This is a genomic window from Phnomibacter ginsenosidimutans, from assembly GCF_009740285.1.
GTDB lineage: Bacteria > Bacteroidota > Bacteroidia > Chitinophagales > Chitinophagaceae > Phnomibacter > Phnomibacter ginsenosidimutans.
Genome location: NZ_CP046566.1, coordinates 2,502,467 through 2,523,821, shown reverse-complemented (window position 1 = coordinate 2,523,821; position 21,355 = coordinate 2,502,467). Strand labels below are relative to the sequence as shown.

Here is a 21,355-nt window from a genome sequence, read left to right as displayed (position 1 = left end):
GGTTTTGTTGCATTAGTAACGCACCGTCACAGGCCGGGAGGCCTGCGACAGCTATGCATCCGTGAAAATCCGAACCCATCCGTTTTCATCCGCGTCCTGTTTTTCGCGTCCCATTGCATTTGCCCCGCAAGGGCTGTATCTTGTTTAGGCCTAAGTAAATGGTACGATTTTCTGCCACGCATCCGCATGATTGTTGTCATACAGACAGCGGTGAGATTGTACCAATTTTAATACCGCAACATTGTGTTCACCATCACACTTGCAACGATTGCCATGACCTGCCGGAAAACCGCCTGCTGCACAGCAAGCAGACGCATCATTTATTCAAATCATCCCGCTTATGTCTGACCAACAACAGGCCTTTCTGGTAAAGGCCAACGGATTTGTATTTACGCTTACCGAAAGCGACATGGCACAAGCCGATATTGTGGCGGAAGCTAACCATGTGTACCATCTTATATACCAGCATCAGTCGGTAAACGGGAAAGTGCTGGATGCTTCGCCCGACCACAAAACCATGCAGGTAGAAGTGCACGGCAATACCCACGATGTGAACATCAAAGACAGCCTCGATCAAATGCTCGACAGCATGGGCTACAGCGCTGCCGGCAGCAAGCACATCAAAGAAGTAAAAGCACCCATGCCGGGCCTCGTATTGAGTGTGTCGGTTGAAGCCGGCCAGCAAGTGCAGGAAGGCGACCGCCTGCTGATACTCGAAGCCATGAAAATGGAAAACAGCATCATGATACATGCTGCAGCCACCATCAAATCAGTATTGGTAAAAGCCGGACAAGCCGTAGACAAAGGACAGGTGCTCGTAGTGCTCGAATAACGTTTCTTTCATTGACGCAAAAACATTTTGCATGCGAAAAATACTGGTAGCCAACCGTGGCGAAATTGCCCTGCGCATCATGCGTACCATTCGTAAAATGGGCATTAAAGCTGTAGCCGTATACTCCGAAGCCGACCGCAATAGTCCGCATGTACGCTATGCCGACGAAGCGGTTTGTTTGGGCCCCGCACCCAGCAATCAATCGTACCTCAACGGCGATAAAATCATTGCCATTTGCAAAGAGCTCGGTGTAGATGGCATTCACCCCGGCTATGGTTTTTTGAGTGAGAATGCCGACTTCGCCCAAAAGGTAACAGAGGCAGGCATTGAGTTCATTGGCCCTACGCCCGAAGCCATGCGCATTATGGGCAGCAAGCTGGCTGCCAAAGAAAGTGTGAAGCAGTACAACATACCCATGGTACCCGGCATTGATAAAGCCATTGAAGATGTGCAGCTGGCAAAAGAAGTAGCTGATCAGATTGGTTATCCCATACTCATCAAAGCATCGGCTGGTGGTGGCGGCAAGGGCATGCGCATTGTAGAACGCCCCGAAGACATGCAGGAGCAAATGGAGCGGGCCATCAGCGAAGCCACCTCTTCCTTTGGCGATGGGTCGGTGTTTATTGAAAAATACGTGAGTTCACCCCGCCACATAGAAGTGCAGGTGGTGGCCGATAAATACGGCAACGTGATTCACGGACTCGAACGGGAATGCAGCATACAACGACGCCACCAGAAAGTGGTGGAAGAAACACCCAGTGCTATTGTAACTCCAGAAATGCGGGAGAAAATAGGACAGGCTGCGGTGATGGTGGCCAAGAGTTGTGACTACGTAAGCACCGGCACGGTTGAGTTTTTGGTAGATGACCAACGCAATTTTTATTTTCTGGAAATGAACACCCGCCTGCAGGTGGAGCACCCCGTGAGTGAAATGATTATCGGGCTCGATTTGGTGGAGCAACAAATCCGCATTGCAAGGGGCGAAGTGTTGGGCATTACCCAAGCAGATATCAAAGCCAATGGACATGCCATAGAACTGCGGGTGTATGCCGAAGATCCGCTCAACAATTTTATGCCCTCCATTGGTACGCTTACCCGCTACGAAAAGCCCGTGGGCGAAGGCATACGGGTAGATGACGGCTACGAAGAAGGCATGAGCATTCCCATTTACTACGACCCCATGATTGCCAAGCTGGTAGTGCATGGTAAAACCCGTACAGAAGCCATCACCAAAATGCTGGATGCCATCAAGCAATACAAAATAGAAGGGGTGAGTACCACGCTGCCATTCGGCACATTTGTGTTTGAGCATGATGCGTTTTTCTCGGGCAACTTCGATACGCATTTTGTAAAAAACTACTACACCCCTGAGCTGCTAAAAGAGCGGCAGGAAGCCGATGCTAAATTGGCGGCCATTATTGCGCTGCATCATTACCTGCAACAGCAGCAGGTATTGCAACCGGTCAACAACAAAACGACCAGCTGGAAACGCCGCCTGGCGCATTGATTTATTTCCTGCATAAATACAAGATACATGAAATCGAAAGCAGACATACTGAGAGATAAAATAGCCCAAGGCAAACTGGGTGGTGGCGAGGCCCGCATGGCTACCCAACACAAAAAGGGAAAGCTCACCGCCAGGGAAAGAATCAGCCTGCTGATGGACCCCGGCAGCTTTGAAGAAATTGGTGCCCTGGTAACGCACCGCACCAAAGAGTTTGGCATGGAAGACCAACAGTTTTACGGCGATGGCGTAGTAACGGGCTACGGTACTGTGCATGGCCGGTTGGTGTATGTTTTTGCACAAGACTTCACCGTGTTTGGCGGAGCATTGAGCGAAACCCATGCCGAAAAAATTTGCAAGGTGATGGATGCCGCCATGAAAACCGGCGCCCCCATGATTGGCCTCAACGACAGCGGTGGTGCCCGCATACAAGAAGGTGTTCGTTCGCTGGGCGGCTATGCCGATATTTTTTACCGCAATGTGCAGAGCAGCGGGGTGATACCACAAATTAGCGCCATTATGGGGCCATGCGCCGGTGGTGCCGTGTACTCACCCGCTATGACGGATTTTACCATCATGGTTGAGAATACCAGCTACATGTTTGTAACAGGCCCCAACGTAGTGAAGACCGTGACCAACGAAGAAGTGAGTGCCGAAGAGTTGGGCGGAGCCTCTACGCACAGCACCAAAACGGGTGTAACGCACCTCACCGCTATGAACGATCAGGATTGCATTCATCAGGTGAAGCGGTTGCTGCAATACATGCCGCAAAACTGTGAAGATGTAGCGCCGAAATATCCCTACGAGTTGGGCAACGAACTGCGGGAAGAATTGGAAACCGTGGTGCCCGAGAGTGCCAATCAGCCCTACGACATGCGGCAGGTAATAGCCGGTATTTGCGATACCGATAGTTTTTTTGAAGTGCACAAAGATTACGCCGACAACATTGTGGTGGGCTTTGCGCTGCTGGCCGGTCGCAGCATTGGTATCGTAGCCAATCAGCCCATGAGTTTGGCCGGTGTGCTCGACATAGAAAGCTCCAGAAAAGGTGCCCGCTTTACTCGTTTTTGCGATTGTTTCAACATACCTTTATTGGTGTTGGTAGATGTGCCGGGCTTCTTGCCGGGAACCGATCAGGAGTGGCACGGCATTATTACCAACGGGGCCAAATTGCTGTATGCGCTGAGCGAAGCAACCGTGCCGAGATGTACCGTTATTACCCGCAAAGCCTATGGTGGCGCCTACGATGTAATGAACAGCAAACACATTGGTGCCGACATGAACTATGCGTGGCCTACTGCCGAAATAGCCGTGATGGGAGCCAAGGGCGCCAGTGAAATCATTTTCAAAAAGAGATTTCGGAAGCCGAAGACCCCGCACAAAAATTGTTGGAGAAAGAAGCTGAATATGCGGCCTTGTTTGCCAACCCTTACCAGGCGGCAGAAAGAGGCTTTATAGATGAAGTGATAGAACCGAAAGAAACACGCCGCAAGTTGATCAAAGCATTTGCCATGCTGGAAAATAAAGTAGTGAAGCGCCCCCGTAAAAAACACGGGAACATTCCCCTCTAAAACACCGCTTGCTACAATACACTCCCTTTGGCACTGCCGCCGGAATCCTCATCGATTGCCGGCGGCTTTTTTTTAATGATGAATGGGCAATGAGGAATGGGCAATGATGGATGGGCAATGATGGATGGGCAATGATAGCAGGGCAATGATGGATGAGGAATGATGAATGGGCCGGTATGCCAGCAACGTCTCCCGCAGGGGACGTTGCGTGGATGAATTTTACTGGCTTTTACTGGCGCAAGTGTTCTGCGTAGCAGGTCACTTGTGATGGCTCAATCTTGCCCGATTGTATCGGGTGTTGATGGCAATGCTGTTTATTGTTTACACTATTGTTTGTATGCTTTGTTTTATCCGGACACAGTCCGGCAGGATTGTAAAAGTCACAAGTGATCCGTTGGTACGGAACACTTGCGCCAGATGGGGATTGTGACAGTTTGAGATTAAAAATGTAATCAATGCATTGATTTTTATTGTTTATTTATAAAAGGAATTATTTCTTCTTCAATAAAGTGATTTGGCCTCCACCCATTAAAAAGCCTTTCAACAAAGAAAGTATTTGCAGCACTCATTGCAACTCCAGCTGCAATGCCAGTGAGACTACCTGAAGCCTTGAGTATTGTACTTATGCCCTGAAGTAAATAAAATCTTCCAGCTTTAGAAGGCAACGATTGTATCCAACTTTTTTCATATACTTTTCTATTGTATTCTTTAATCAATTTATTATCGTCACCTAAGTCAGTTAGCCAATCTTTGAATTTTTCACTTTTCCGAAGAATATCAAGAAATTCACGCATGCTTTTATGCTTCTTGTTGATAGTTTCACTTAAAGAAGCCGTAGGGAATTCTGAATACTGAAATAGCTCAATGTTTTTTGCGCTATTATTAATCTTAGTAATCAAGGAGTTGAACTTTGCAGAAATAATTGTAGAGTTTAGTTCTGGAGTTGAAATCTCGCTAGCATAATTTGCTGCAATCTTAATTTCCTCAATTGCGGTTCCAATATTTAGAATAATTGAGTCGCTTGCAAGTAATGGGTATTTATTTAAATCGATACTCGATTCGATTAATAACATGCCATTTGATTGGATTGAAACATTGAAGAAAAAATCTTTTTCTTGAAACGGTGAATGAGGATAAAAATGTTTGAAACTCTTCTTAATAACATTTTCAGTAAATGACGGGTCTAGAAGATCTCTATTTATTTCATCAGAAAAGTTTTTAGGAATTTCGAAAATTCCAATATGTCTATATAATTGGTTTGCAACTTTTTTGCTTTGTAATTCATCACCAGAAAACTCGATATAAGATTCATAGATTAATCTTTTCAAGTCGTAGTTTTCACTATAGAGAAAATCAGCTAAATAAAGGCCTTGATAAAGACCAACTCCATACATTTTTTTCTGTTAACAATCTTCAGGTAACCAAGTTTTATATATTCAATTAACAAGTCTATTTCAAAGTAGTTGAATAGCCCAATTAGTTCATCTTTACCTGCGAAGACTGTAACTTTCTTGTAGTAGAGCATCTTTTCTGCTAAGTCCCCAACGTTTAAGGGATGCTTCCTGATTGTGTTTGGCAATATTATTATTGAATCAAACATTTTGATTAATAATTATGTATCCGTTTGACAATACACTTGACTTAAAAGTCAAATATTTTTTTGCTCGTTATCTTTTTCATTGAAGTTGTCGCTAACCCTAAAATCTAGATGAATCATCCTTTTTCTATAACAATTATATGTCGAAGTTTATGGTTGGCGGATCAGGCATAAATATATCTAATGTTCAATAGCAGTTTCATTCAATCTCCACCTTAATCTTCTTCCCCAAACCGGCTTCTACTATTTTGCGTAGGGTGGCCAATTCTACGTCGGTTTTGTTGTTTTCCAACCGGGAGATGTAAAAGCGGCTGGTGCCGCTGCGTTGCGCCAATGCGCCCTGGGTGATGCCTGCTTTAATGCGTTCGTTGCGGATGAGTGCTCCCAACCCGGGCAAGGGTACGTTGGTGGTGGGAGTACTTGCCTGATACAAAACATCTGGGCCTATTTCGTAAGGTACTTTTAGTGGTTTACCATTTTCATCCGGTATGGTAATGCCTGCATTGGCCCAAGACAAAGTGCCGTTGCGCAGCTTTACTTTTTTAAAGGCAACAGGGTCGAGCAATACATACTCAGGACTGCCGGTTTTCACCCGCCATTGTTTGAACAGTTGCTTAAAATCGAGCAGGCGGCTTTCGCCGTTGTTGAACATGACTTGTACCGTATGACCTTTCACCGCTTCAATTTTTAAGATGCGGGGTATTCTAATGGACTTGCGCATACTCACGGATTTAGTTGATTGAACACCTGCATCAACCAGGCTTGTCTGGTACTGGCCCATGCTATTACTTTTCTTCGCTGTGCCACTGGCAGTTTGCCAGCATAGGTTGTCAGGTTGTTGATGACAATGAGCTCTTCGTGCCCGGCATAAAGGGCATGAAAGTGTGGTGGCGGATGGTCGCGGCTGTACACGTCAATTTTAATGCCGTCGATAATGCTGAGTGTGGGCATGTTGTCTAATTCAGCAACAAAGTAAAACATTCTTGCTAAAGAAATATGCTTTTGTTGTTTTAAAATTTGTTGGAAACAGTCGCTTTTCCCAAGCTGCCACAAGCACCGCAGCTCAAGGGCTGCCGGGCTGGCAGTAGTAGCTGGCCGGTGGGTGGGGTAGTGCGGGGCGGCCACTACTACCAAAGACCGGAACGGCTGCTGCACAAAGCGCTGTACGTTGATAGCCCCAACACTATCTGCTGCATGGCAGCGCTGGCGGGTATTGGTTTCTGAAGTACATTAGCCCTTTATCAATGACCTCTTAAAACGATTGACACATGATGCGCATTGGCTTTGCCCAATTTCGTTTTCGCTGTGCGGCAGTGGCGCTGGCCCTGCTCGGCAGCCAGCTTGCTACACAGGCTACGCCCATGGCCGCAGCCGCCATTGAAGGCCGCTGGGATATGACGGTTCAATTTGAAGGGAAGCTCCTGCCTTCGTGGCTGGAAGTAATGCACAGCGGATCGCACCGGCTGGTGGGTTCGTTTGTGGGTTTTGGCGGCAGTGCCCGCCCGGTTTCGAAAGTAGAATTTACGGATGGCCGGATGCGGTTTACCGTGCCGCCACAGTGGGAGGCCGGCGACCGCGACTTTGTGTTTGAAGCGCAACTGCAGGGCGATAGCCTGGTGGGCACCATGATCAACGAAGAAGGCAAGCAATACAACTGGACGGCGCATCGTGCCCCCGACCTGGTGCGTACCAAAGCGCCGGTGTGGGGTACACCCATCAAGCTGATTGCTCCGGGTGGCAAGGGCTGGCATGCTACGGGTGCCAACCAGTGGAAGGTGGAAAACGGCATCCTCATCAACCCGGCATCGGGCTCCAATCTGGTAACGGATCAGACTTTTACCGATTTCAAATTGCACATTGAGTTTCGCTATCCGGCGGGTAGCAACAGTGGCGTGTACCTGCGGGGCCGCTACGAAATACAGGTGGAAGACAGCTATGGCAAACAGCCGCAAAAAGATTTGCTGGGGGCCGTGTATGGCTTTATTAAACCCAGCGAAAATGCCGCCAAAAAAGCAGGCGAGTGGCAGAGCTACGACATTACGCTGGTGGGCCGTTTTGTAACGATTGTAGCCAATGGCAAAACCATTGTGTGCCACCAGGAAATACCGGGCATTACCGGTGGTGCACTGGATAGCAATGAGGGTGCGGCCGGCCCCATTATGCTGCAGGGCGACCATGGTGCGGTGGAGTATCACAATATTGTGATTACGCCAGCGAAGTGATTTAGCTGAGAAATAAGTTAATGCGTTTTTAGCGCAGCATTTATTCTCATGTTTTTCATTCATGCTTTATCACGCAACGCGGTTTTGGTAGTAGCATTGTTACTTTCTTTTTCTTGAAAAAAGAAAGTAACCAAAGAAAATTCAAGGCAAACCCGAAGGCTCCGCCCGTTTTGCCTGGCCAACGCCACCCTCTGTGTGATTTATCTATGAAAACTTTACTTAGCCTTCTGCTTGACGACATAAGTTTCTATTTTAAAAGAACAACACATAGTTGCAAATAGCAAAGCCGGCTGCTACAGGTAGCCGGCTTTTTTTGTACATCAGGCAAAAGCATGACAAAAGTCGCAACAATTGCTGCGCCGGGCTGTTACCTTTTCATCATGCAAATAGTTACTTCTATACAACGCTTTGTACTGCTGCTGGTTCTGCTGGCTGCTGTCCAGTTTGCACAAGCACAAGATGCCTGGAAACTCAAGAAAGATGAAGATGGCGTACAGGTATACATGCAAACCAAGGAAGGTTCGCCGTTTAAGATTGTAAAAACAGTAACGGTGCTCAACACTACGCTGACGAAAGTAGCAGCCGTATTGCTGGATGTGATGAAAACGCCGGAGTGGGTGTATGGTACTAAAACCTGCAGCATACTCAAGCAGGAATCGCCACAGGTGGTGTACTACTATGCCGAAATAGAAATGCCCTGGCCGGCCAGCAACCGTGATTTTGCCATTCGCATTTCGATGTCGCAAAACCCGCAAACAAAAGTGATTACGGTGCTGGCCGAAAACCAGCCCACTTTTACACCGGAGAAAAAAGGATTGGTCCGCATACAGCATTCGGCGGGTAAGTGGACGATTTCGCCTGCAGGTGCCGGTAAAGTACGTGTAGAGTATGTGCTACAAGTTGACCCCGGAGGCAGCCTGCCCGCTGGCATCGTCAATATGTTTTCGTATGAAGGGCCTTTTGAATCGTTCCGCAGCCTGCAGCGCCAGGTAGACAAGCCAGCGTATGCCAATGTGAAGATTCCGTTTATTGTGGAGTGAGCATTTTCATTCCCACTCAATTCCCAATCCCGGTTGATCACTCAGCAGCATTTGTCCGTTGAACAACTTGAAACCGCCGTGTACAAAATCGCGGCTGAGGTCGAAGCTGCCATCCAAATCGAGGTAGCGGGTATGCGGGCAGCTGTAAGCTACGTGCAGGGCGCCGGCTATGCTGGCCAAGCTCTCATCATTACAACCCCAAAACAAACGAATGCCCGCCGTGGCGGCAATGTTGGCAATATCAAGTGCTGGCAGTATTCCCCCACATTTCATGAGCTTGATATTGTAAATGCCGTAGGGTGCAGGCGGATGACTCAACCGCCACGCAGTATGCACATCCGTCAGCGATTCATCGGCACAGAGCTGCGACCGTTGTACAATGGGCAAAGCATTCAACTGTGCATCTTGCCCTACGGGTAATGGTTGTTCTATCAACTCCACATTCGCTGCTACTGTTTGTTCCAAAAAATGACGCAGCATATCCAAGGTATATCCTTGGTTGGCATCCACCCGAATTCTCATGTCGGTGCCACATTGCTCCCGCAGTTTGATGATGCGTTCTGCGTCTTCTGCTACCGACAATCCTGTTTTTACTTTCAATACTGTAAAGCCTTGTTGCGTCAGGTCTTTGGCCATGTGTAAGGTGTCGGCTACCGATTGAATGCCGATGGTAACAGAAGTGGGTAGCTGCCGGTGTTTGCGGCCGTAAAAATCAACAATGGGAATGCCGAGGTATTTGCCGAAGGCATCGTGCAGGGCCAAGTCAATAGCTGCAATGGTGCCTGGCTGATGGGCGTATTGTATGCTGGCTTCAGCAATCATCGACCGGAAGCGCCGGATATCTCTGCCCAAAAATTGCTGCAGAAAATCCTGCTGCAAATTGTGCAATGTTTGCGCCGGTGTTTCGCCCACCACTTCTTCAAACGGATTGGCCGCACCAATGCCTGTAATGCCATTGCTCAGCGTTATTTCCAGAAATACAATTTCTGTATCGGTAATGGTTTTGTAGGCAATGGTATAAGGAACCTTGAGCGGCAACTTTTCCAAACGGGCTTGTATACGGGTAATGTTCATGGCTATGCAATGAGTGATTGAAGAATGGGCAATGCTTTTTGTACGCCTTCCTGTAGTGGCAGCAGTACCGGTATGCCCAGCGCCTGCTCGTACTGCTGCTGAAAGGCAAACGCTTCTTCGGTGCTGCAATGTTCGGTATTCAAGGCAATGGCTATCACCTTAGCACCATAGGCAGCAATCAAGGCCACTTCCGACTCCAGAGAATGAATAGCACCCCAATGCGGCAGGCGATCATAGTAAGTGCGTTTGGGCGCATGCACCAGCACCACATGCTTGGCATTGCCCGATACCAGCATTTCCGAACCACAAGGACCACTGGGATTGCGCAGGGCACTTTGCCCTTCAATGAAAATGATGTCGGCACCGGTTTCTTTCCAGCAGCTGGTGATGGCATGTTCAAGTTCACCACTGATAAAATCGTTGAGGGTAGAATCGAAAATGAAACCATATTTACCGCCTTGCAGCCATCCTGTTTGTCCGGTGTAAATCATCTGCGCATTTATGTTGGATTGCTGGCAGGCTTGCAGCAGCAATCTGCAGGTCGTTCTTTTGCCCAATGCACAGTCGGTGCCAATGACAGCTACAATAGGAGCGGTTACTTCAAAAATCGAAGCATCCCAAAAATGCAAATCCTGCCGGCGTTTGGGCTTGCGAATGTCGATGAGTTGAGTACCATGTTTTGCTGCCAGCTCTTGCATGTCAGGCATATCATTCAGGTAGTCGTGAAGGCCATTCACTAATGAAATGCCATGCTCCAAACAGCTATGCAAAATGGGTTTGAAATGTGCCGGTAAAATGCCACCTACCGTAGCAATACCAATGATGCAAAACTGGATGTCGGGTATTTGTGCCAGTGCTGTTTGTACATCGGGCAACACAGGTATGTTGCGGTGTTGTCCATCGAGCACTTCGCCGGCGTCTTTACCGGCATGTGTGGCATCAATAATGGCTGCAATGTGAAAACGCTCTGTACCACGAATAAGGCCATGTGCAGTTTTAGCATCCGATTCGTGAAGCATGCCATCGGTGAGTACTATGGCTGTAGGAAGAGAAGCAATGTTTGTCATGCTGGAAAGATCAAATGTTTACAATCGGGAAACAAAAACGCCGGGAAACTTTCCGGTGTGTTGCAGTTGTTGATAGGCCAGTACACCATTTACCCAAACGCTTTGTATGCCATTGCTCAGCGCCTTGGGGTTGGCAATGCTGGCATTGTCTTTTACAGTGGTTGGATCTATCAATACGAGGTCTGCAAAATAGCCGACAGCAATACGGCCACGTTGTTGTATGCCGGTTTGTTGTGCTGCCAGTGCCGTCATTTTATGAATGGCCAATTCCCAGCTCAATACTTTTTGCACGGTTACGTATTGATGCAGTATTCTGGTAAAACTGCCATAGCCTCTCGGATGGCCGCCATTGCCACCATCGCTGCACATGTTGGTGTATGGCCACTGCATAAAATCGGCAATGTCTTTTTCATACATCGATTTACCCATGATGGTTTCTACACCGCCGGCATCGGGGTTGGCCTTGCGGAAACTATCTGCAGCGGCCACCATGTACAGCAGGGTTTGTGCGGCAGTCTCTTTGCGCAGCTGGGCAATCTCGGCTACCGTTTTGCCCACATAGTTTTTGTGGGGCGCATAACGAACCATCACACTGCCTGCAGGGTCGAACAAATGTTCGGTAGCGTAGGTAGCTGCAGCCAGACTGTTAAAATCTTTGTTGGGAAACAATACCCGGATGGTGCTGTTCCAAAAATCATACGGGTAGCAATCGGCGGTAACCATGATGCCGGCTTTGCGGGCAGAATCGAGTTTGCGCAGCAGGGCAGGAGCGGTGCCCCATTTGTCTTTCAACGCAATTTTAATGTGTGAAATCTGCACCGGAATATTGGTCTGCTGACCAATTTTGAGAATTTCATCAATGGCAGCATCCATGTGTATGTCTTCACTGCGGATATGGCTCATGTAACGGCCGCCGTACTGTGCAGTTGTTTTGGCCAGCGCCACTACTTCATCGGGATGGCTGTAAAAAGAACCTTCGTATTCGAGTCCGGTGCTTAATCCCAACGAGCCTTGCTGCAATTCTTGCTGTAGTTTTTGCTGCATGGTGCTGAGTTCTTTTGCAGTACTGCTGCGGTAAATATCGTTGGCACCCATGGCTATTTCCCTCAGGCTGGTTTGACCGGTGTAAGTAGCCACGTTCACCGCTACGGGACGTTTTGCCAGTTGTGCTTTGATGCTGTCTATCCAATCACTTTCACCATCTTGCCCGGTTATGATGGTGGTAACGCCTTGATTCAATGCTGCCAATGCTTCAGGTGCTTCATCAAGGTAGCCATACAAATGACTATGCGTATCAATAAAGCCCGGTGCTAAAATTTGTCCATTACCTTGTACAATGTTTTCGCCGGGCAATGCCTTGATTGAACCCACGGCCACAATGCGATTGCCCGCAATGCGTACCGAGCCTTTGTACATGGGTTTGCCGCTGCCATCAGCTATCAGCACCTGCTGAATGAGGGTTGACTGTTGTGCTGCTGAAATGTTTGCCGAAGCAATCAGCATCATCGAAAAAAAGATACGCCACATAGCGTTTGAATTTGGCGAAAGTTAAAGGAGAACCTTGCGTAGAAAAAATGCTTTTACCCGATAGCCATTCTTGCTTGGCCAACACCCGAAATGCTTGGGTAAAGGAAACCGAGAAACCGTAAGTTTGAAGCATTCTACAAGAGAGGAATGCAGTAATACATGAAGCAATTGTTTATCAATATACGCCAGCTGGTGGGTGTGCAGCAACCGGCGCAACCCTTGCGGGGCGAGGCTTTGGGCCAACTGCCGCTGTTGGAAAATGCCTACCTGCAAGTGGTGGATGGTCGCATTGCCAGCTTTGGTGCCATGTCGGAGGTAACCACCGATATGCTGCACGAAGCCAGCAATATCATTGATGCTGCCGGCAGGTTATTGTTGCCGGGCTTTGTCGACAGCCATACGCATTTGGTATTTGCCGGCACCCGGGAAGCAGAGTTTGTGCTCAAGTTGCAAGGTGCCAGTTATGCGGCCATTGCAGCAGCTGGCGGTGGTATCCACAGCACGGCTGCCAAAGTGCAGGCTGCCAGCGAAGATGCTTTGTATGAAGCAGCATGGCAACGCCTGCAAGCTTTGATGAAAACAGGCACCACCGCTATTGAAATCAAAAGTGGTTATGGCCTCACACTGGAAGCCGAACTGAAAATGCTGCGGGTGATACAACGCTTAAAGCAAACAGCGCCCATTCCCATCAAAGCCACTTTTTTAGGGGCGCATGCATTGCCCAAAAACTTTGCCGACAACCGCGATGCTTTTGTAGATGCGTTGATACAACATTGGTTGCCCAAAGTAGCCGATGAAGGATTGGCCGATTTTGTAGATGTCTTTTGCGAAGCTGGTTTTTTTACTCCCGAAGAAACCATCCGCATAGCAAGGGCAGCCGCCGCATTGTGGATGCCTGCCAAGTTGCATGTAAATCAATTGCAGGTATCGGGTGGGGTGCAGGCTGCCGTGGCGGTGAATGCGCTTAGCGCCGATCACTTGGAATGCATGGATGAAGCAGCCATTCAAACACTCGCCGGCTCCAATACCATTGGCACCATGTTGCCAACGGCGGCGTTCTTTTTGCGATTGCCATATCCACCAGCAAGGCAGCTCATTGCCGCTGGTGCGGCCTTGGCTTTGGCCAGCGATTACAATCCCGGTTCATCGCCCAGCGGCTACATGCAGTGGGTGCTGGCACTGGCTTGTATTCAAATGAAAATGACGCCGGCAGAAGCCATCAATGCCATGACTATTAATGCGGCATTTGCATTGCAACTGGAAGAGGAAGTGGGCAGTATTGCCGTAGGCAAACGGGCGAATCTCTTGCTCACCAAACCCATGAGTGGCGTGGATTTTATGGCTTACGCCTTTGGCGAACAGCACATTGAACAAGTGTATATAAATGGCCTGCCGGTCTAATTAAAAAACGGGTGGTTCTTCTTCGCCACCATCGGGGCCGTAGAAGAAAACCCAGGTGCAAAAATCTTCGCTGAAGTTGAGAAAACGATGCTCCACACCGGCTTTTACAAACAGGTAATCGCCGGGGCCGAATGGCACAGTGTTTCCGCCATTGTAAAATTCACCGTGGCCCGCAATCACCACATACATTTCATCGCGGTTGTGCGGTTGTTGAAAGTCGACACGCTGTGGTTTGTAAATTTCAGCTGTCATACTGCCATGGCGAAATACTTCGGTAAACAATTGTCCTGAATGGCGGAGCAATTCCAGCGCCTTGCTAACAGATACGTGCATGGCCTTTCGTTTTGGTCTAAGTACAAATTACGACTTTTCATTCATGGACGCATCAATTGCGATTCCAAATGGTTGCCGAACATTTTAGCGTCTTAAGCCATTATCTTTCCAAAAATCAAATCCATGTTGCAGAAGCTCTCCACCATTTGTTTGCTGGCAGTAATGGCCATTGCCTGTAGCCAATCGCCCAAGGCCGACCTGGTCATTCAACACGCCGATGTATACACCGTAGACAGTGCCCGCAGCAAAGCGCAGTCCGTAGCGGTAAAAGACGGCCGCATTGTGTTTGTAGGCAGCGATGCGGATGTGGCCGCATGGATTGGCAGCAACACGGAAGTGCTAGATGCCAAAGGTGCTTTTTTGATGCCCGGTTTTATTGAAGGACATGGACACATTCACAACCTCGGCGATTTTTTGCGTGACATCAATTTGATGCACGTGAGTGGCTATGATGAAATAGTAGCCAAGGTGGCAGCAGCCGCTGCCAAAGCCAAGCCCGGCGAATGGATTGTGGGCCGCGGCTGGCATCAGGAAAAATGGACTAACAAACCTACCGAGCAATACCTCGGTTATCCTTACCACGATGCATTGAGCAAGGTATCGCCCAACAATCCGGTGATTCTGACGCATGCCAGTGGTCATTCTTTGTACGTCAATGCAAAAGCGTTAGCGCTGGCGGGTATCACTTCAGCCACGCCCAATCCAACGGGTGGCGATATTGTAAAAGATCCTTCGGGTCGCCTGGTAGGTGTGCTTGAAGAAACAGCCATGGGCCTGGTGCGCAAAGTGTATGGCGATTATGTAAACCAACAAACTGAAGCCGAACGCAAAGCCAAGTGGTGGGCAGGTATGGAGTTGGCTGAAGCTGATTGTTTGAAGAAGGGCATCACTTCTTTTGTAGATGCCGGTTCATCGTTTGAGCAAATCCGCTGGATGAAAGAGATGGCACAGCAAAACAAACTGCAACTGCGCCACTGGATGATGATTCGGGATGGCAACGCTTCTTTGCGGGCCAATGCTGATGTGTTTCCCATCATCAACGAAGGCAATGGACACCTGACGATGAATGCGATTAAAGTTTCGCTGGATGGTGCCTTGGGCAGCTATGGTGCCTGGTTGCTGGAATCGTACAGCGACCGCAAAAACTTCACGGGACAAAACACGTTCAACATGGACTCACTGAAAGCCATTGCTGATTTTGCGTGGCAGAAAAACATCCAGTTGTGTGTGCATGCCATTGGCGACAAAGCCAACCGCGAAACGGTCAACATTTTTGCGGAGCAAATTCAGAAAGACAAAAGCAAAGACCACCGTTGGCGGGTAGAGCATGCACAGCATGTACACCCCAGCGAAATTGGCCGCTTCAAAGAATGGAACATCATTGCCAGCATGCAGGGCATCCATTGCACCAGCGATGCACCATTTGTGCCCAAGCGATTGGGTGAAGAACGTAGCCGCACCGGTGCGTATATGTGGAAGGCTTTTATGCAAGCAGGCGTGTTGGTGAACAATGGCACCGATGTGCCTGTGGAAGATGCCGATCCTATTCCCAACTTTTTTGCCAGTGTTACCCGCCAGTTGAAAGATGGCAGCACGTTTTATCCCGAGCAAAAAATGAGCCGCGAAGAAGCCATCTACAGCTACACCATGGCTAATGCCAAAGCACAGTTTGAAGAGAAAGACAAGGGCAGCATTGAAGTGGGCAAGTATGCTGATTTTGTATTGCTCAGCAACAACTTGCTTAGTTGCAGCGATAGTGCCATTTTGCAAACCAAAGTGCTCAAAACCATTGTGGGTGGCAAAGTGCTGTTTGGCAAATAAGCATCCCGATCTTACACCACACACTTTGTATTGATGAAAACTCAAGTCACTTTTACTGCAGTGTTGCAGCGCTTTCAGCAAATGGGCGAAAAGACTGGCTGGACCTACATTGTAGTGCCAGAAGCAATTTCATTGCAACTACATAGCACCGATCGCAAAGGCTATCGGGTGAAAGGCTTTCTCAATGAAGTACCTATTGCACAAGTGGCCCTCATGCCCATGGGCGAAGGGGGATTTGATTTTGCCCGTGAATGCGGCCATGCGCAAACAACTGCAACAACCAGTTGGCGCCACTATTCAAGTGCGGTTGAGTAAAGATGACACGGAGCTGACCATTGCCGCCGACCTGCTGGCCTGCCTCGAAGATGAGCCCGAAGCATTGGCCTTTTTTCAATCGCTGGCGGCTTCGCACCGCAAGTATTTCAGCAAGTGGATAGACGATGCCAAAACCGATGCCACCCGCACCAAACGCCTGGTACAAGCGGTGGAAGGACTGAAACGAAAAATGGATTATGGCACGATGATACGATGGGGAAGGGAGAGAAAATGATGAACTAAGAGGTACGAAGTACGATGGGGGAGAATAAGAAATAAGGAATAGAAAATAAGGAATAAGGAAGGGTGAGAAGATGTCCAAAAAATCAGACATCGTATATCAGACATCCAAAAATCTACCAACGTACCGTGAGTTTGATATTCACCAATCTTGGTGTCAGGCGGTTGGGGATGGCGAAGCTGTTGTTGTCAAAGTCTTTGATGAGGGCGTAACTGATGGTGTTGGCCCGGTCGAGCAGGTTAAACACTTCCAGACTCAGCAACATGCTTTCGATATTGCGGAACGGATCGTGGCTGCGGCGCAGGCTTTTATCGCCACCCACCAGCAGGTAGCTAAATCCCATGTCTACCCTGAAATAAGAAGGAATTTCCAACGCATTTCGGTAGCGTACACTACCGGGAATATTGTACGGCAAATTGCTGCCATACAAGAGTTGTGTATGCACCCGAAAGTTTTTGTTGGTGGTAAGGTAATCGCTGAAAAATAAGCCGATGTTAATGCGGCGGTCAGTAGGGCGGCGCAGCCAGCCTACATCCATGCGGGTGCTATCGGTGGCAACTTGGTCTTGTGTATTGGCAGTAATGAGTTCGCCGTTGCGGTTGTAATAGTCGTGGTAAAAATCGCCATCAATGTTTTCCATCGATTTCATGAAACCCACACTCAGCCAGCTCTCCGCATCTTTTACCAATTCGCCAAACAAGCGACCTTCCACACCATAGGCATATGCCTTGGCATTGTTTTCGCCAGCATAACGCAGCCTTACGTTATCAATATCGTAGGTCACTACATTCCACATGTTTTTGTAGTACGCCTCTGCACTCAGCCGGAAAGGGCGTTGCATCATTTTGAAAGCATAATCCAAACCACCGCTAACCTGCCAGCTACGTTGTGCTTTCAAATCGGTATTCACACTGCCATCGGGGCGGCGCATTTCGCGGTAAAACGGCGGCTGATGATACAGGCCCGCACTGCCTTTAAAAATCACATCCCGCTTCCACTGCAGCGGTGTGTAGCTTACGCCCACCCGTGGAGAGAGTAGCAACTCATTGTTGAGGTTGTTGTAATTGTAACGCAAGCCGGCTTGCAGATTCAGCCCATTGTTTTTCTTAAACGCAATGTTGTCTTGAACATAACCATTCATACGCCAGGCTTCAATGGTTGCGTCGCCTTTGAGGTTGCGAAACACCAGCAATGGTCCGGCATTGTTGGGCAAACTATAACCGGCGCTGTCCTGGTATTCAAATTCATTCAGCGCATCGGTGATGGTATTGCGTTCCACACTGTGGCCAAACTGCCAGTAGTGTTGGCCCTTGTCGTAGCTGCCTTTCAGCGTAGCGTTGAGTACTTGTACATCCAGCTCGTTTCGGGCATAGTTGAGAAACACACCGGCACCCAGCGGATTGGCAATGAGTCCAAATGTAGATGAGGCTTTGTCGAAATCCCGTTCACCAAAAAGGTAGCTGCCGGCAATGTTGATGTTCTCTGCTTCCTTGTTGTTGAAGTAGGAGAGCATGCCTTTCAGTTTCAACTTGTCATTTACCTGATGCGTAGCCGAGAGGCCTAACATGCGGGTATTGTATTTGTCTACTTCTTTTCCGGTAAAGAAAATATCGAGGCCGAGGTTGGCGGCAAACTGCGACGTAAATACAGAGGTCGTTTGCTGGCTTTCCTGCGGTTCCAAATCGAAGCGGGTACTGCTGAGGTTGCCCACCATGTCGAGCTGCCATTTTTTATTGGGGGCATAGCTGATCACAGCCTGCAGATCATTGCTCGAAGGTTGGTAATTGCCCTTGGTTTCCTGAGCACTCAGCAGGTTGCGCAGGTTGCGGTTGCGTACGCCCAACAGATAAGTCACTTTGCTTTTAGCAGCGGTGCCTTCTGCATGCAGGCCCTGCTCCAGCAAACCCACGTAGGCACTGCCTTTGAAGGCCGTTGGCTTTTTGTATTGCACATCCAGCACACTACTCATTTTATCGCCATAGCGAGCCTGAAAACCACCGTTGTAGAAATTGACATTGCGAACCAATTCCGGATTGATGAAGCTCAATCCTTCCTGCTGGCCATTGCGAATGAGGTAAGGTTTGAACACCTCAAAATCATTTACATAAATGAGGTTTTCATCGTAGCTGCCACCACGTACATTGTACTGGCTGCTCAGCTCGTTGTTGCTACCCACCAATACCTTAATCATGCTTTCCACGCCGGTAATGGGCGATGGGTTTTGCGTAATGAACTTTGGATTGATGCTGACAAGACCAGCTTCACGACGGTCTTTTTTGCTGGTCACTTCTACCGGCGTCAGTTCGCTACGGCCGGGCTCCATGCGTACAAAAATGTTTTCCTGCTCACCGGGATTGAGCAAAAAACGCAATTGTTGTGTTTGATATCCTGCATAAGAAAATACCAATGCAATGGCCCTACCCGAACGCACATTGATGACAAAGCGGCCACTGTCGTTGCTGGTAACGCCGCTGGTATTGCCCAGTACCACCACACTAACGCCAGCCATGGGTTCTGCTTTTTCATTCATGATTTTGCCGGCAATACTGGCTTGCTGTGCCAGCAATGGCCCGCAAAAAAACAGGAGCAAAAAAACAACGAAGGATGACTTGTACATGTGCGGTGAAATACTGCGGGAAATTAGGAAAGAACGGTGGTTTGCCGCACAATCATTTTGCCCGTATGGCTGCGTTGTTATTGTTTGGTAAATGGCAACACGGTGCGTTGTTGCTGCAGCCATACTTCTGCAAAATATTGCCCAGCTGGCAATGCCGCTACATCCACACTCAACACCTGACGGCCCTGCAACAGGCTACGCTTTTCTTGCAGCAGCAGTTGGCCATTGGCAGCTCGTATGCGAATGGTTGCATCTGCCGTATTATTCGCCAACAAAGAAACTTGCAATTGTTGCTGTACCGGATTGGGGTAAATGCGCATGGCGGTTGGTTGCTGTTGTTGCAACTGCAAAATGGCGCTGTATTGCCACTGGCCCTGCGCATTTTGCCAGGCTAGTTGATAGTAGGCATTTGCATGCGGCTGCGTCACTACATATTGCAGTTGGCCTTCCCGCTGTGTATTGTTGATGCTGGCCAAAGTTGTAAAATCTCGTCCATTCGTGCTGTGCTGCAATTCAAAGCGACGTACATCTTCGGCACCTGTGTATTGCCACTGTAACCTGTGCGTATTGCTGCTGGTAATTTGTCCGCCAAACGATAGGAGGCGCAATGGCAATAATGCACTGCTCGGCAATTTGTAGGCATACACATCAGATTCTGCAAGATTATTGCGGTAATCTTCCCAGGCAATGTAAATATCGCCATTGGCATCGGCTGCCACTCCGGGGTTAACTGAAACGCTGCTGCGGTTGCAAATGGCTACACTGCCACCACTCACCGGCAAGCCAGTGGCCACCAAAAAACGATACCCGAATATGCGGTCGTTTTGGGTATCGTAGGCAATGATGGCATTGCCTACGCCATCTTCCGACAAACCATAGTTGATGATGTGCGATTGACCACTCACCACTGCAATGCCATTGCTGGCATATTGCGTAGCACCGGCAGGGGTAAGGCGTTGCACATAAATGGCGCCGAGGGGTGAATTGCGCAGGTCGTACCAGGCAGCTAAAACACCGCCGGCACCATCTGGTACCATGAGTGTATTGTACAAATCGGCACCGGTAGTGTTACATATGGACACCCCGTTGGCAGCCCACTGCACTATGCCGCTGTTATTGACCCGCTGCGCATAAAAATCTGCCCGGTAGGGAAAGCTCAAGCCGTTGTTGGCATCATTGCGATAATCGCTCCAGCTGATAATGGCACCACCCACATTGTCGCTAACCATGGAACCGCCGGGGCGTATGGTTTCCCGAAACTGATTACTGGTTTGATTGCAAATAACCGTTCCTGTTCCCCACTGCAAAGCACCGCTGCTGTTGAGGCGTTGCGCATAAATATCCCAGTTGGTGAAAGCGCCGTTTCCATTGATGGCACTGTTGCGGGCATCCATCATGGCAATGATGGCGCCACCCAAATTATCAGCAATAATGCCCATGGGCTTTGATACGTTGGCATTTACCTGAATGCCGTTGGCGGTCCAGGCGGCTGTACCATTACTCAAGATGCGTTGGGCATAGGTTTGGCTGGCATCGGCATTGGAGGGATCGTTGCGCAAATCGAGCCAGGTTACAAAAATGCCACCCACACCATCCGGCGCCAGATCGGCTTCGTATTGGTCGTTGGCAGCATTGCTCACCACCACGCCGTTGGCACCCCACAGTACAGCGCCGGTATTGCTTACTTTTTGCGCCAGCACATCGTAGTAGGCACCGTTTATTTCGTCGAATACAATAAAGAAACCGCCATCACCATCGCTAATGACGCGGTTGATGCTCCGGGCCTTGGTGGTACTGCAAAGCTTTTTGCCGGCATATGTGCCACCCAAAGACCAATCGGGAACGCCGTTCACATCAATCAAATCATAATAGATGTCGGGAGAAGTGCCGTGGCGGTAATCTTCCCACACGACAATGGTGCCACCAACACCATCGGGTATTACATAGGGTTTGCTTTGATTGGCAGCATTGGTTACCACCCGTGTAGATGCCGTGGTGGGATCATTGTCCCACTGTGCCAGCAGCATGTTGTGCATGCCCAAAAAGCATAATAAAGTCAGCCATTTTCTCATACCCCAAATTGTACCTTGATATTGCAAAATATTGGCATGGGAACGGGATGTGCTGTAGTAATTGCCAACAAAGCAGGCTGCTGTGTGGATTCGCCGTTTTTTTGCCTGTTAAAGGTACAGC

Annotated in this window: 18 protein-coding genes and 1 pseudogene; 10 read left to right on the top strand and 9 right to left on the bottom strand. The window is 48.8% G+C overall.

Features of this window, described 5'->3' with window-relative positions; translation table 11 throughout:
• Nucleotides 1–340: 340 nt before the first annotated feature.
• The 3 genes and pseudogenes from GLV81_RS10975 to GLV81_RS10965 all read left to right on the top strand — a co-directional run bounded on the left by GLV81_RS10975 (nucleotide 341) and on the right by GLV81_RS10965 (nucleotide 3,907).
• Nucleotides 341–832, top strand: coding sequence for a biotin/lipoyl-containing protein (locus GLV81_RS10975; RefSeq protein WP_157478906.1), 492 nt, complete (start codon nucleotides 341–343; stop codon nucleotides 830–832).
• 31 nt (nucleotides 833–863) lie between these two features.
• A complete protein-coding gene (locus GLV81_RS10970) occupies nucleotides 864–2,339 on the top strand; it encodes an acetyl-CoA carboxylase biotin carboxylase subunit (protein ID WP_157478905.1) in 1,476 nt (491 codons plus the stop codon).
• 27 nt (nucleotides 2,340–2,366) lie between these two features.
• A pseudogene (locus tag GLV81_RS10965) lies at nucleotides 2,367–3,907 on the top strand (acyl-CoA carboxylase subunit beta).
• Between the two features lie 467 nt (nucleotides 3,908–4,374).
• Here GLV81_RS10965 and GLV81_RS10960 read toward each other — a convergent pair.
• From GLV81_RS10960 to GLV81_RS10950, 3 genes are all read right to left on the bottom strand, one after another.
• Nucleotides 4,375–5,301: a hypothetical protein gene (locus tag GLV81_RS10960; RefSeq protein WP_157478904.1), complete on the bottom strand. Its 927-nt coding sequence runs from the start codon at nucleotides 5,299–5,301 to the stop codon at nucleotides 4,375–4,377.
• A gap of 402 nt (nucleotides 5,302–5,703) precedes the next feature.
• A complete protein-coding gene (locus tag GLV81_RS10955; protein ID WP_197428241.1) occupies nucleotides 5,704–6,225 on the bottom strand; it encodes a helix-turn-helix domain-containing protein in 522 nt (173 codons plus the stop codon).
• Between the two features lie 2 nt (nucleotides 6,226–6,227).
• Nucleotides 6,228–6,455, bottom strand: coding sequence for a DUF4160 domain-containing protein (locus GLV81_RS10950; RefSeq protein ID WP_157478902.1), 228 nt, complete (start codon nucleotides 6,453–6,455; stop codon nucleotides 6,228–6,230).
• 69 nt (nucleotides 6,456–6,524) lie between these two features.
• On the opposite strand from GLV81_RS10950, the gene GLV81_RS10945 reads away from it, so the two are divergent.
• The 3 genes from GLV81_RS10945 (at nucleotide 6,525) to GLV81_RS10935 (ending at nucleotide 8,766) form a co-directional block, all read left to right on the top strand.
• Nucleotides 6,525–6,728 carry a hypothetical protein gene (locus tag GLV81_RS10945; protein ID WP_197428240.1) on the top strand — a complete coding sequence of 68 codons (204 nt, stop codon included), beginning with the start codon at nucleotides 6,525–6,527 and terminating at the stop codon, nucleotides 6,726–6,728.
• A gap of 44 nt (nucleotides 6,729–6,772) precedes the next feature.
• Nucleotides 6,773–7,726 (top strand): 3-keto-disaccharide hydrolase, encoded by a 954-nt coding sequence (locus GLV81_RS10940; RefSeq protein ID WP_157478900.1) that lies wholly within the window; start codon nucleotides 6,773–6,775, stop codon nucleotides 7,724–7,726.
• Between the two features lie 380 nt (nucleotides 7,727–8,106).
• Nucleotides 8,107–8,766 carry an START domain-containing protein gene (locus GLV81_RS10935; protein WP_197428239.1) on the top strand — a complete coding sequence of 220 codons (660 nt, stop codon included), beginning with the start codon at nucleotides 8,107–8,109 and terminating at the stop codon, nucleotides 8,764–8,766.
• A 6-nt stretch (nucleotides 8,767–8,772) separates the two neighbouring features.
• Here the strand turns inward: GLV81_RS10935 and GLV81_RS10930 are convergent, their stop codons facing one another.
• The 3 genes from GLV81_RS10930 to GLV81_RS10920 are packed head-to-tail and all read right to left on the bottom strand — an operon-like array spanning nucleotide 8,773 to nucleotide 12,434.
• The gene (locus GLV81_RS10930; RefSeq protein WP_157478898.1) at nucleotides 8,773–9,840 is read right to left on the bottom strand and encodes a mandelate racemase/muconate lactonizing enzyme family protein; all 1,068 of its coding nucleotides are present in this window, start codon (nucleotides 9,838–9,840) and stop codon (nucleotides 8,773–8,775) included.
• 2 nt (nucleotides 9,841–9,842) lie between these two features.
• Nucleotides 9,843–10,907, bottom strand: coding sequence for an N-acetyltransferase DgcN family protein (locus tag GLV81_RS10925; RefSeq protein WP_157478897.1), 1,065 nt, complete (start codon nucleotides 10,905–10,907; stop codon nucleotides 9,843–9,845).
• An 18-nt stretch (nucleotides 10,908–10,925) separates the two neighbouring features.
• A complete protein-coding gene (locus tag GLV81_RS10920) occupies nucleotides 10,926–12,434 on the bottom strand; it encodes an N-acyl-D-amino-acid deacylase family protein (protein WP_157478896.1) in 1,509 nt (502 codons plus the stop codon).
• A 159-nt stretch (nucleotides 12,435–12,593) separates the two neighbouring features.
• Here GLV81_RS10920 and hutI point away from each other — a divergent pair, with 159 nt between their 5' ends.
• A complete protein-coding gene (gene hutI, locus GLV81_RS10915) occupies nucleotides 12,594–13,835 on the top strand; it encodes an imidazolonepropionase (RefSeq protein ID WP_157478895.1) in 1,242 nt (413 codons plus the stop codon).
• Here hutI and GLV81_RS10910 read toward each other — a convergent pair whose 3' ends face one another.
• Nucleotides 13,836–14,168, bottom strand: a complete 333-nt coding sequence (locus GLV81_RS10910; protein ID WP_157478894.1) for a cupin domain-containing protein — start codon at nucleotides 14,166–14,168, stop codon at nucleotides 13,836–13,838.
• A 123-nt stretch (nucleotides 14,169–14,291) separates the two neighbouring features.
• Between GLV81_RS10910 and GLV81_RS10905 the strand changes: the two genes are divergently transcribed.
• The 3 genes from GLV81_RS10905 to GLV81_RS19430 are packed head-to-tail and all read left to right on the top strand — an operon-like array spanning nucleotide 14,292 to nucleotide 16,539.
• Nucleotides 14,292–15,989 carry an amidohydrolase gene (locus tag GLV81_RS10905; RefSeq protein WP_157478893.1) on the top strand — a complete coding sequence of 566 codons (1,698 nt, stop codon included), beginning with the start codon at nucleotides 14,292–14,294 and terminating at the stop codon, nucleotides 15,987–15,989.
• Between the two features lie 33 nt (nucleotides 15,990–16,022).
• Complete coding sequence (locus GLV81_RS19435) at nucleotides 16,023–16,304, top strand: DUF1905 domain-containing protein (protein ID WP_197428238.1); 282 nt, start codon at nucleotides 16,023–16,025, stop codon at nucleotides 16,302–16,304.
• The gene (locus GLV81_RS19430; protein ID WP_197428237.1) at nucleotides 16,249–16,539 is read left to right on the top strand and encodes a YdeI/OmpD-associated family protein; all 291 of its coding nucleotides are present in this window, start codon (nucleotides 16,249–16,251) and stop codon (nucleotides 16,537–16,539) included. Before GLV81_RS19435 ends, GLV81_RS19430 begins: the two co-directional genes overlap by 56 nt.
• 121 nt (nucleotides 16,540–16,660) lie before the next feature.
• Here the strand turns inward: GLV81_RS19430 and GLV81_RS10895 are convergent, their stop codons facing one another.
• Both GLV81_RS10895 and GLV81_RS10890 read right to left on the bottom strand, forming a co-directional pair.
• Entirely contained in the window at nucleotides 16,661–19,135 is a 2,475-nt protein-coding gene (locus tag GLV81_RS10895) for a TonB-dependent receptor (RefSeq protein ID WP_246185934.1), read from the bottom strand.
• Nucleotides 19,136–19,239: 104 nt separating this feature from the next.
• A complete protein-coding gene (locus tag GLV81_RS10890; RefSeq protein WP_157478891.1) occupies nucleotides 19,240–21,234 on the bottom strand; it encodes a T9SS type A sorting domain-containing protein in 1,995 nt (664 codons plus the stop codon).
• Nucleotides 21,235–21,355 lie beyond the last annotated feature (121 nt).

Excerpts from the sequence above, each read along its gene's own strand:
- GLV81_RS19435 (WP_197428238.1), top strand. The coding sequence starts at position 16,023 with ATGAAAACTCAAGTCACTTTTACTGCAGTGTTGCAGCGCTTTCAGCAA.
- GLV81_RS10925 (WP_157478897.1), bottom strand. The coding sequence starts at position 10,907 with ATGACAAACATTGCTTCTCTTCCTACAGCCATAGTACTCACCGATGGC.
- GLV81_RS10910 (WP_157478894.1), bottom strand. The coding sequence starts at position 14,168 with ATGCACGTATCTGTTAGCAAGGCGCTGGAATTGCTCCGCCATTCAGGA.
- GLV81_RS10960 (WP_157478904.1), bottom strand. The coding sequence starts at position 5,301 with ATGTATGGAGTTGGTCTTTATCAAGGCCTTTATTTAGCTGATTTTCTC.
- GLV81_RS19430 (WP_197428237.1), top strand. The coding sequence starts at position 16,249 with ATGCGCAAACAACTGCAACAACCAGTTGGCGCCACTATTCAAGTGCGG.
- GLV81_RS10890 (WP_157478891.1), bottom strand. The coding sequence starts at position 21,234 with ATGAGAAAATGGCTGACTTTATTATGCTTTTTGGGCATGCACAACATG.
- GLV81_RS10975 (WP_157478906.1), top strand. The coding sequence starts at position 341 with ATGTCTGACCAACAACAGGCCTTTCTGGTAAAGGCCAACGGATTTGTA.
- GLV81_RS10935 (WP_197428239.1), top strand. The coding sequence starts at position 8,107 with ATGCAAATAGTTACTTCTATACAACGCTTTGTACTGCTGCTGGTTCTG.
- GLV81_RS10930 (WP_157478898.1), bottom strand. The coding sequence starts at position 9,840 with ATGAACATTACCCGTATACAAGCCCGTTTGGAAAAGTTGCCGCTCAAG.
- GLV81_RS10905 (WP_157478893.1), top strand. The coding sequence starts at position 14,292 with ATGTTGCAGAAGCTCTCCACCATTTGTTTGCTGGCAGTAATGGCCATT.
- hutI (WP_157478895.1), top strand. The coding sequence starts at position 12,594 with ATGAAGCAATTGTTTATCAATATACGCCAGCTGGTGGGTGTGCAGCAA.
- GLV81_RS10955 (WP_197428241.1), bottom strand. The coding sequence starts at position 6,225 with ATGCGCAAGTCCATTAGAATACCCCGCATCTTAAAAATTGAAGCGGTG.
- GLV81_RS10950 (WP_157478902.1), bottom strand. The coding sequence starts at position 6,455 with ATGCCCACACTCAGCATTATCGACGGCATTAAAATTGACGTGTACAGC.
- GLV81_RS10940 (WP_157478900.1), top strand. The coding sequence starts at position 6,773 with ATGATGCGCATTGGCTTTGCCCAATTTCGTTTTCGCTGTGCGGCAGTG.
- GLV81_RS10970 (WP_157478905.1), top strand. The coding sequence starts at position 864 with ATGCGAAAAATACTGGTAGCCAACCGTGGCGAAATTGCCCTGCGCATC.
- GLV81_RS10920 (WP_157478896.1), bottom strand. The coding sequence starts at position 12,434 with ATGTGGCGTATCTTTTTTTCGATGATGCTGATTGCTTCGGCAAACATT.